Source organism: Guyparkeria halopsychrophila, from assembly GCF_044582135.1.
Lineage (GTDB): Bacteria > Pseudomonadota > Gammaproteobacteria > Halothiobacillales > Halothiobacillaceae > Guyparkeria.
Genome location: NZ_JBDODP010000019.1, coordinates 43,826 through 54,284 on the forward strand (window position 1 = coordinate 43,826; position 10,459 = coordinate 54,284).

Consider the following 10,459-nt stretch of genomic DNA (forward strand, 5'->3'; position numbering starts at 1 on the left):
CCGGGCGGGCGCGAGGCCCGACCCGGGGTCGACGGGCTCGTATCAGAGCTCGCCGTCACGCGCCATGCGCATGTAGTCGGCGTTGAAACGGAACTTGACGTTGGACTCGCTGCCCAGCACCGAGCCGTCGGCGAACTCGATGCCGACAAAGTCCGGGCTGTCGGCACGCTCGCCCAGCAGGCCGTGGTCGAAGGCGAACAGGCGGACGTTGTCCATGGTCTCCTTGGGCGTGTCGCTCTCCAGGAAGGCCACGGCCTTGGCCGGCTCGTAGAACATGCTGGTGGAGGCGAGTTGGGCCTCGTAGCCGGCGAGATCGGTGCCGGCGGTCTCGGCCATCACGGTGCGTGCCTCGACGGCCGCCTCGTCATCGCCCTGCATGGCCTCCATGATCTCGTACCAGGCACCGGTGAGTGCCTTGCCGAGCTTGGGGTTGTCCGCGAGGGTCTCGGTGTTGACCACCAGCAGGTCCATGATCTCGCCCGGGATCTGCGAGGAATCGAACACCACGCTGGCATCATCGCGTTTCTTGAGCTCGCCGAGTTGCGGGTTCCAGGTGACCACGGCCTCGACGTCGGACGAGGAGAAGGCGGCGACGATGTCGGCATCCGAGGTGTTGACCACCTCGACGTCGCGCTCGCTCATGTTGACCGACTCCAGCGCTCGGGCCAGCAGGTAGTGGGACACGGACAGTTCGACCAGGTGAACCGGCAGCCCCTTGATGTCCTCGAGGCTGTCGCTGCCCTTGAGCACGACGCCGTCGTTGCCGTTGGAGAAATCGCCCATGATCAGGGCGGTGGAGTCGACGCCACCGGCGGCCGGGATGGTGAGCGCATCCATGTTGGTGACGGTCACGCCGTCGTAGGAGCCGGCGGTGTAGAGGTTGATCGACTCGATGTAGTCATTGATCTGGACCACATCGATCTCGATGTCGTACTTGTCGGCCCACTTGTCGACGATGCCTTCGGCCTCGCCGTAGCCCCAGGGCATCCAGCCCACGTAGATGCTCCAGGCAATCTGGAATTGATCCTTTTCCTCGGCCACGGCCGGGGTCGACGTGATACCGGCCGCCGTCATCAATGACAGGCTCGCGGCGACGACGTGGGTACGCAGTTTGTGCTTGAAAATGGGCATGGCGTTCTCTCCTCAGGGTTTCACGGACGCAACGCAGGAGCTCACGATCGGTCTCCCGGGCTTTTGTCCCGCCGTGTAACCCCTCGGTAGAGGTCGGCAACTCTCGGACCAGTCATCCACCGCGTGGATCGGAACCCTAGTTGCCCATTTCTCAGCCAGTGATGAAGGGTGCCCGCTTAATCTTCGTGGCTCCCTGCGTTCTCCCAACGTGGTGCAGGGATAGTGCCAATACGAAATAGAGGAAAATCGCACATAAAAACAATGACATGGCCTTTGTGGTGACGTTGCCCCATCCAAGCGAGTGCGTCATTCCGGTGCAGGGTTGGGGGCGGCGCGCGCCACGTTGGTGCGAGTCTGGATCACGGGGAAGTGGGGTCGAAGTGCCCGCTGCTCGACATTGACCGCTGGGGTTCGGCCTCGGATAGGAGCCGTCGCACAGGCTTGGCACCGAGACGGTCAGGCCGCTGATGTCTTCCAGGTGGCCGCCCAGTCATCTAGGGTGCCGAGCCCCGTGCAAGCGTGCGTGAAGCATTGTTTCAACCGGTGCGGGAGTGTCTGGCAAAACCGGGGGTGATTCAGTTTCAGCCAGCGAACGGGTGTCCAGAAAGCCGAGACCAATCCCGCTCCAGGAGGGTGGAGGAGATACGTACGCGATGGGTCCAGATCGCTTTCTGATGAGTGGGAACATGTCTCAGAATTGGTACCCCATAATCGCCATCGCCCCATGATCGACCTCCCCACCGGTCTGGTTGGGGGCATTTTCCATCCGCATGGCGTGGATGCCCAGCAGGGTCTTCTTGCCCAGGCGCTGTCGGTAGCCGATCTCGTAGTTGGTCGGTGTGTCGGCGGCCGAGAGGGCGATGGACTCGTGTCGGTAGATCACGTCGCCTCCGGGGGTGCGGTCGGCCGCGAGCTTCAGCCGGGCGGTGCCACCGGACAGGTGCATGGGCTGGCTGGCGACAAAGGCGATTCGCTTACGGCCCTGGTCAAAGCCGTAGGACGCGCCGAGGGCGAGCTGCCTGACGTCGGCATCGAGACGGGTTATCAGGCTGCGCTCGAAGCTCGCGCTGGCTCGGCCGGTCTGGTAGCTGGCAAAGGCGGAGAAACCGCCCAGCCGGGCGTTAATCCCCAACTGCAGCAGTCCCATGTCCGATCCCGACTGGGTGGAGAGACCGCCCATGCCGCTCATGCCGAGAAAGCCCGCGCTTTCCTCGAGCCGCGCGTAGCCGGCAGTCAGGTCGATACCGTCGACCAGCTCGGCCTTGAGGCCCACGGCAGCGTTGCTGATCCGGTTGCTGGTCCCATTCGGGTCGAGCGACAGGCGTTTTTCGCCCTGCCAGTACCGCGAGGTGATCGACAGGCGCGGCGCGATGGGTAATTGCGCGCTCATGCCGTTGGCCGAGTCGATCTGGTTCGCCATCGGGGTATTGCCGGCATAGGAGATCATTGCCATGCCGGCCATGCCGCTCGAATCCGGTGCCGAGGCGCCGTTGCCGAAATGGTAGGCCTCCAGTTGCATGCCGCGGGCGCTTGTGTCGGTGCCCAACGCGGCGAGGTTGACGCGTCCCTGGGCATCCACGCCCACCCGCTGGATGGTGCCGGTGGCCTCGTCGCGATGTTCCGCGCGCCCGGTCAGTCCCGTGGCGAGGAACTCGCTCATCCGATAGCCGAGGCCCTGGGTCGGGTCGCTCGCCGATCGCACCCTGCCGGAGAGGTCGGCGGTGTAGTTGCGCCCCAATTCATCGAATACCTCGACGCGGGAGGCGGCGATGGCGATGCGTTCGGCGGTGTCGCCCAGACCGGCCGGTAGGATCAACCCGGAAGTCGAGACCGACGAGCCCGCTGGCGGGTCGTCGCCGTCCGGCACGCTGGCGGCGGTGGCCACGGACAGGACGCCTTCAGGGGCGAGCGCGGCCTCGACGTCCAGCCGGCCCTGCCCGTAGGTGTAGAGACCGCAGTCGACGTTGCTGGATGTGCCGCAGGAGGTGTCGCCGTAGTTGTCGCGGCCCACGGCGTTGTAATTGGCGAACTCGCGCTCGGTGGTGTCGAGCAGGCGCTGCGCGGCCTGTTTGGGCGTGAAGTGATCCCACTTGGACAGGATGGTGGCCATGGCCGCGGAGACGAGCGGGGCGGCAAAAGAGGTGCCCTGGGCCGTGCCGTAGGCGTCCGGGCTATCGTTCGCGATCGCTACCGTGTGAAAGTCCTGGGTGACCAGGAAACGGCTTTGAATCAGCGGGTTGTCGCCGGCGAAGTTGGAGTAGCTGGCCAGCTGGTCATCGGTCAGGGCGCCGACGACCAGGTATTGGTCGACCAACGTGTTCGCTTCGTTCCAGTCCACATTCCAGCTTGAGCCGACCTTCTCCGAGTAACTGGCGCTGTCATTGCCGGCCGAGGAAACCAGCACGGCACCGGAGTCGACGAACGTGTCGATCTGCTGGTGCTCGGTGGACGTGGTCGGGTAAGACTGCCGGGCGAGCACCGCATCGAAGGAATAGCTTAGGTTAGCGACGCGGTCGCCGTTATCGACCAGATCGCTCATCGCCTGAGGAATCGAGCTAACGGCTGCATCACCGTCGGGATCGTCGGAAACATCGTAGATGCCTAGCTGAGCGTTGCCTGAGTAGGCCAGCGTCTTTCCCGCGATCAGCGAGGCGACGGCCGTGCCGTGGCCGCTCTCGTCGCTGACGTCGTTGGAGGCGGAGCCCGTCGAGTCCGTGGTTGAGGCGACGATCGGTTGGCCGACCGGGTTGTCGCCCTGGAATTCATCGTGATCCAGGTCCAGACCGGTGTCGATCACGGCGACCACTTCCGAGGGGTTGCTGACGCCGGAGTTGCTCACGGTGATGGTGTCCGCCGGCTGGATCGCGGTGAAGGTGTAGCTGCCGGTGTTCGTGCCATCCGGTGGCGGGGCCGAGCCCCCACCGCCACCGCCGCACGCGGCCAGTAACAGGGCCGCAATCGCCAACGTTCCCGTCAGGGCGAGGTTTCTGACGAGCATCACGGCTGCCCCGGCCGCGCGGGAGCGAGGTCTTTTGGAACACAGCGGTTGGCATCGAGCACGAACTGGCCATCGCCCGTGCGGTACCAGATGCCCGAGTCGACCAGGATGCCCTGGCGCTGGGGTCTTTTGCTAAACATGGTGCAACCTCGGTTATCCACGCCCACGGGCACGAACAGGATTGACGCGTCGGCGGCAAGCACACCGTTGAGCTGACCGTAGGACGGGTCGGCGACAGAGGAACCGGGGGCAGCGCAGGCGGCCAGGATGAGCGGTGTGGCCAGCGAGACCAGGGTGCGAAACGGCTTTAGGAACATGGCAGGGCCCTCCATTGACGCGGTTCGCCAGGCCGATGGGATGTCCTGTCGACGAAGTTGACCGAAAAGGCGATTGACAAGCATTTGCATTTCCACCTAGGGCCTAGTCTAACTTGGTCGTGGGATTTTACCTGTCGTTTTTGGCATTCCTTGTCCGTGGTGACGGGCGGGCCTCGGCCTCGCCATGGATAGCGGGGCGGTTTGGCGAGCCGCGCGTCAGGACTGAGCCAATTGCACGCGATTCCGTCCGGCCTTCTTTGCCTCGTAGAGGGCTTCGTCGGCTCGGGCTTCGAGTGTCTTGGTGGTTAATCCGTCGTGCATCTCGGCGACGCCGACACTCACGGTCACCGTCCCGACATCCTTGAAGGGCGAGTCGGCGACTGCCGCGCGGATGCGTTCGGCCAATTTCATCGCGCCGCTCAACGGCGTATGGGTGGCGACGACGAGGAATTCCTCCCCGCCCCAGCGGCCCAGTTCAGGGAGAGCAGGGTCTCGCGGTCGTACCCGTAGAACGAGACGGCCGCCGGGTTGGCATCGATGATCTGACCGGAATCCGCGGCGATCAGGAGCTTGGGCGCGGCGTTGCGAACGAACATCTCCTCGAAGAGGTCGTCCGCTCGTGTTCGCTCCGAGGCCAGGGCGGCTTCCAGTTGGCGGATGCGGTTTTCCGGTGTCTGCACGGGCTCTCCTGACGGTGCGGATCAGTGAGTCGGGGTCATCCAATCAGAACACCTCGCCCCGGAACGAAACCGGAGGACCCTCAACGCACAACACATGCGGCTGGGGCTCCCGAATGATGCCGTCGGCTTGAACCCAGGTTTCGTTCAGCATGTGGCATCAACGCTCGCGGGCCATTGCCTTGGTGACCACAGGCTGTATGGCCGTTGTCCAGAACCGAATTCGGCGGGGACGAGTGGTAACAAAGAAATGCCCGGCAGACTAGCTGTCTGCCGGGCATTTTTTTATTCCGGTTCTATACCGGGCATTTTCTATTCATGGAACGGTGTCGTTAGAACCACATCCGTACGCCGGCAACCAACCGCAGATCCTCGGTGTCGTGACCTTCGTCGCGGGCGAGGTCGGCCGTGTCGCCCAGTTGTTTCTTCCAGCTCACACCGACGTAGGGGGCGAACTCGCGCTGGATTTCATAACGCAGGCGCAGGCCTAGCTTGACGCTGTTGATGCCCTGGCCGACGCCGAACTCCTCGACCTCCTGGAAGGCGAACGAGCTGCCGAAGCGCGGCTGCAGGACCAGGCGCTGGCTGAGCAGGAAGTCGTACTCGGCCTCGAAACCGATCGAGGCGTCGCCGTCTTCGCTGACCCGCAGGCTGGTATCGATTTCGAACCAGTAGGGCGCCAGTCCCTCCAGGCCCACCACGGCAAAGCCGCGATCGTGGTTCGGGCCGGGGCCGTATTCAAGTTGATAACCGACGCCGGCCTGCACGGACCAGTAGGGGGCGATCAGGCGGCCGTAGAGGAGGTCGAGTGCTTCGATCTCGCCACCGTCGCCGCCGGAGACGACGTGTTCGCCTTCGCCCTTGACCACGAGTCGGTTGGTGTCGCCGCCGTACCAGCCCTTGAACTCCCAGTCGACGCTGTCCTCGTCGTCACCGGCGGCGTATTCCAGCCGGTCGAAGAGAAAACGACCGTGCGGCGCGTCACCCATGGGGGGTGCCCAGCCCTTATCCCTGGCGAAGGACGCCTGGCCATCGGCCATCGCGCTCAGGGGCATGATGGCCAGCATGCTCGCGGTCAGCAGGCCGCCGACGGTTTTGGAAAGGTGTCGGTTTGAGATCATCAATCTTGCTCCTCTGAAACGTTAGGCGACGGATACGACGCGGAACATGCCTGCTTCCATGTGATAAAGCAGGTGGCAATGGAACGCCCAGTCGCCCGGGGCATCGGCGGTGATGCGCGCGGAGATCATTTCGCCGGGCTTCACGGAGATTGTGTGCTTGCGGGGGCGGAGGTCGCCGTGCTGATTTTCCATCTCCATCCACATCCCGTGCAGGTGGATCGGGTGGTCCATCATGGTGTCGTTCACCAGGATCAGGCGCAGCCGTTCCCCGTGATGGAACTGGATCGGTCCGTCCACCTCCGTGAACTTCTCGCCGTCGAACGACCACATGTACCGCTCCATGTTGCCGGTCAGGTGAAGCTCGATCTCCCGTTCCGGCTCGCGTGGGTCGGGCCACGGGGCCAGTGCCTTCAGATCGTTGTAGACGAGCACCTTGTGGTCGGGCGTGCTTTTCAGGCCGATACCCGGGTCGTCCATGCGGTTGCCGGGACTCCTGGCAACCATCGCCGCGCCCGGGCCGTGATCGTCCGGGCCGTGCGAGATGTTGCGGTCGGCCAACGGCCAGGGCACTTGCTTGTTCGGGTCGCTCGCGGCCATGTTCATCCCGGCGTGGCTGCTGTCATCGGCGCCCATGGCCATTCCGCCGGACGTGGAGCCTTGATCGTCCATGGTCGGCTTGCTGTTCATACCCTTGGACTTGTCGTTCATGGACATGTCCATCTTGCCGCTCTTGGCCTTGGATTTGTCGTCCATGGCCATGCTGTCCCCGCTCATGTTCATGCCGCCCATGTCCATGTCGTCCATGTCCATGCCCATGGCTTCCATCCCGCGGGAGGGCATGGGACGCAGTTCGGGGATCTCGGCGGTCATTCCGACCGAGGTGGCGAGCGTGCCGGCGGCAAAGCCGCTGCGGTCCATGGACTCGGCGAAGAGGGTGTAGGCCTGGTCGTCCGTCGGCTCGACGATCACGTCGTAGATCTCGGCCACGCCGATACGGAACTCGTCGATCGGAACGGGCTCGATGTTTTGGCCGTCGGCCTGGACCACGGTCATCTTCAGGCCGGGGATGCGCACGTCGAAGAAGGTCATTGCCGAGGCGTTGATCACCCGCAAGCGCACTTTCTCGCCGGGTTGGAACAGGCCCGTCCAGTTCTCACTGGGCGACCGGCCATTGACCAGGTAGGTGTACGTGCTGCCCGTCACGTCGAGCAGGTCCCGCGAGCTCATGCGCATCTCGCCCCACATCTGGCGCTCGCGCATGGTCTGGGCCCAGCCCTTGGTCTGGATGTCCTCGAGCAGGTCTTCGACCGTGCGCTTCTGGTAGTTGTAATGGCCCTCGGACACCTTGAGGTTGCGGAACACCTCGTGCGGATCCTCGAAGGTCCAGTCCGACAGCACGACCGCGTAGTCGCGGTCGTAGTCGAACGGCTCGGGTTCGGCCGGCTCGACGATCAATGGACCGTAATGCCCCAGTTGTTCCTGAAGGCCGGAGTGACTGTGGTACCAGTAGGTGCCGCTCTGCTTGAGGGGGTAGTTGTATTCGAAGGTGTCGTTCGGGGGGATGCCCTCGAAACCCACGCCGGGTACACCGTCCATCTGGAACGGCAGCAGGATTCCGTGCCAGTGGATCGACGTCCACTCATCCAGGTTGTTCTGCACCCGGATCCGGACGTTACGGCCCTCGCGCATGCGGATGGCCGGCCCCGGAATGGTGCCGTTGATGGTGATGGGGTTGGCGGGTTTGCCGTCAATCTCCATCGGGGTGCGATCGATGACCAGGTGGAAGACGTCGGTGTCGCCTTCGACCAGTCGTTCGGCGTCGTGGTTGCCGCTTTGCGGCCAACCGAGGGCGGGGCGCAACCCGCTATAGCCATACAGCGCCGCCAGGACGCTCATGGAAGTCAGGTTTCGCAGGAATCGGCGCCGTGAGTGGCCTGTTCCGGTCAGGGTTTCGTATTGGTCCATCTTCATCTCCCTCCGTCGTACGGAAAGCGTGTTTCGTTCGGTTCGGGCGTGGTGGCCCCACGTGTTCAAATCGGGTTTAAGGCGTCGCCCGGACGTCGATCGTCCCCTGCATGCCGGCTTCGAGATGCCCCGGTATCAGACAGGCGAAATCCACCTGGCCCGGCGAGTCGAAATGCCAGACGATCTCCCCTGTCTCGCCGGCATCTAGACGAACCATGTTGGGCTCGTCGTGGGCCATGCCTGGCTGTTGGCGCATCTGCTCGGCGTGCGCCTTTAGTTCGTCGAGCGAGCCGATCACCATTTCGTGGGGTTGATCACCGACGTTCTTCACGATGAACCGGACGGTCTGGCCGGCCTTTACCTCAATGTGATTCGGGGAGAAGCGCATCCCGTCGGTCATCGTCACCTCGATGGTCCGGTCGGCCTGGGCCGATTGCTCCGACTCGGCGGCTGCCTCGTGACCAGTCATCGATTGCCCGCCCGCATGATTTCCGGCCGCACCGGCCGCGAGTGGGAAGAGGGCACATGCAATCAGGGCGTGTCTTATTTTCATCGGTTAATGCCTCGCGATTCGGATTCTGTCTGAGATGGCGTTTCGCCTTGGAACACCAGCGACTTTACTTATCGGTCCTGTCCTCGACCTGACGATCAGATTACGTTTTTGTCAGGTGGGTTTTCGGGTGCATATGCCCAGATGGTGGCAGCGCTGGGACTGCCGGGGAAAAGAGCGCATCTCTTCTGAAAATAGCACGTTGCTTGGAATGGGAATGGGAATGGGAATGGCCGAATGCGGCTTCTATGGTTCCGCTTGTGTGGGCCGATCACGGAGTTTTGTTGTGGATATGGTCGGATCTGCTGACGAGTCCCCTTACATGGCCCCGCGACGGATCACTAAGCCATTTTGGCTCGCGCGAGAGCAACGCGCCGGCGGCAGAAATGTCAGGGCATCACGGCCATTTGGTGGGCTTCGCCCCCCGGCAGGTCGATCGTGTCTACTAGCTTCATGGTCTTCTGATCGACAACCCATATGATCGGCTGGCTGCTGCTGGAGACGTAGACCTTGCCGGTGCCGTGAATGGTGTCGAGGTGGTACGGGGCGGGGGATAGTTTCAAGGTTTGGCGCTCGCCAGTGGTCGGGTTGAGCGCGACCAGCTTATCCTCGCTCATGGCGCTGGCGAACAGTGTTTTTCCATCATCACCGATGTCCAATCCGTGCAGGCCGTCACCTATACGGAAGGACTCGGTCACCTTCCCTGAATCCACCGAGACTGCCGAGACCGTGCCGGCACGGGGATTGGTTGCGTAGAGCGTCTGACCGTCCGCCGACAGCACCAGATGCTCAGGAGAAGGCCCGCCCTCGAGTGTGCGCGAGACGGTCCAGTTGGTTAAGTCGATTTCACTGATGGTGCCGTTCCCGCTGTTGCTCACGAAGGCGGATTCCCCGTCCGGCGCCATCAGCGTGTAATTCGGCGCCGGCCCCGTCTGGATGGTTTCGATCACCTGGTTGTCGTGCATATCCACAACGCTGATCCCCCCCCGGGTCGGATGCGTGGAGACCACGTAGCGGCCATCGAGAGTGATCGCTTCGTGATGGGTCCAGCCGGCCACCGGGATGGTCATCATTACATGCCCGTGGGTGGGGTGGATTAGGTAGAGCTTGCTGTTGGGCGTCTCGGCATCCTCGCCTTCGGCCAGCGGCCGTTCGGACAGGCTGCCGGCCACCAGGTATTCGCCGTCAGGGGTTGCCACAAGCCCGTGGGGGTTCTTAAGCCCGGTATAGGTGGCAGTGATCTCGTTGGTGGCGGCGTCGACCGCGATGACTTCATTGCCACTACCCAAAGGTATGTAAACCGTGGGCGCCCCCTGGGCGATGCCGAACGGAAGCATGAAGGCAAGTGGAAGAAGTCGTTTGCTTAGGTTTTCAGGGGACATTCGAGGGCCTCTTTACGTCGGGGCGGGAGCGTGGGCCGCTGTCCGCACTTTGTCTTTTTAAATGGTCATGATCATGAAGTCCGTACTCAGCAGGTGGCGGTTGCGATGGTGATGGGAGCCATCGCAACCGGGAAACGGGAGTTGAGTCGTTCGGGCGACCTATTTCAGATCGCGCTTCATGCGGTCGTAAGTCTTTTCGTCGATTTCGCCATTCGCATAGCGGCGATCAAGAATCTCTCTGGCGCTGGAAGGTTCTGACGAACGATCTCGTCTCGAGATGACGAGAACCAGCCAGACGATGGCGGCGATAAAGAGAGG

General features: G+C 63.0%; 10 protein-coding genes and 1 riboswitch. All 10 genes read right to left on the bottom strand.

Going from position 1 to position 10,459, the window contains the following annotated elements; all coding sequences use genetic code 11:
• Positions 1–42: 42 nt before the first annotated feature.
• Positions 43–1,131 (bottom strand): putative urea ABC transporter substrate-binding protein, encoded by a 1,089-nt coding sequence (locus ABGV18_RS09210; protein ID WP_396585768.1) that lies wholly within the window; start codon positions 1,129–1,131, stop codon positions 43–45.
• 50 nt (positions 1,132–1,181) lie between these two features.
• A riboswitch (guanidine-I (ykkC/yxkD leader) is annotated at positions 1,182–1,282 on the bottom strand.
• Positions 1,283–1,822: 540 nt separating this feature from the next.
• Positions 1,823–4,129: a S8 family serine peptidase gene (locus ABGV18_RS09215; RefSeq protein ID WP_396585769.1), complete on the bottom strand. Its 2,307-nt coding sequence runs from the start codon at positions 4,127–4,129 to the stop codon at positions 1,823–1,825.
• Positions 4,129–4,446 carry a hypothetical protein gene (locus ABGV18_RS09220; RefSeq protein ID WP_396585770.1) on the bottom strand — a complete coding sequence of 106 codons (318 nt, stop codon included), beginning with the start codon at positions 4,444–4,446 and terminating at the stop codon, positions 4,129–4,131. Before ABGV18_RS09220 ends, ABGV18_RS09215 begins: the two co-directional genes overlap by 1 nt.
• 216 nt (positions 4,447–4,662) lie before the next feature.
• The gene (locus ABGV18_RS09225; protein ID WP_396585771.1) at positions 4,663–4,869 is read right to left on the bottom strand and encodes a diguanylate cyclase; all 207 of its coding nucleotides are present in this window, start codon (positions 4,867–4,869) and stop codon (positions 4,663–4,665) included.
• Positions 4,866–5,126, bottom strand: coding sequence for a hypothetical protein (locus tag ABGV18_RS09230; RefSeq protein ID WP_396585772.1), 261 nt, complete (start codon positions 5,124–5,126; stop codon positions 4,866–4,868). The genes ABGV18_RS09225 and ABGV18_RS09230 overlap by 4 nt, the downstream gene beginning before the upstream one ends.
• 329 nt (positions 5,127–5,455) lie before the next feature.
• Positions 5,456–6,244, bottom strand: a complete 789-nt coding sequence (locus tag ABGV18_RS09235) for a copper resistance protein B (RefSeq protein ID WP_396585773.1) — start codon at positions 6,242–6,244, stop codon at positions 5,456–5,458.
• A 21-nt stretch (positions 6,245–6,265) separates the two neighbouring features.
• Positions 6,266–8,209 carry a copper resistance system multicopper oxidase gene (locus ABGV18_RS09240; protein ID WP_396585774.1) on the bottom strand — a complete coding sequence of 648 codons (1,944 nt, stop codon included), beginning with the start codon at positions 8,207–8,209 and terminating at the stop codon, positions 6,266–6,268.
• 76 nt (positions 8,210–8,285) lie between these two features.
• Positions 8,286–8,678: a cupredoxin domain-containing protein gene (locus tag ABGV18_RS09245; protein WP_396585775.1), complete on the bottom strand. Its 393-nt coding sequence runs from the start codon at positions 8,676–8,678 to the stop codon at positions 8,286–8,288.
• A 470-nt stretch (positions 8,679–9,148) separates the two neighbouring features.
• Entirely contained in the window at positions 9,149–10,141 is a 993-nt protein-coding gene (locus ABGV18_RS09250) for a YncE family protein (protein ID WP_396585776.1), read from the bottom strand.
• A 159-nt stretch (positions 10,142–10,300) separates the two neighbouring features.
• On the bottom strand, positions 10,301–10,450 hold the full coding sequence (locus ABGV18_RS09255) for an SHOCT domain-containing protein (RefSeq protein ID WP_396585777.1): 150 nt from the start codon (positions 10,448–10,450) through the stop codon (positions 10,301–10,303).
• Positions 10,451–10,459 lie beyond the last annotated feature (9 nt).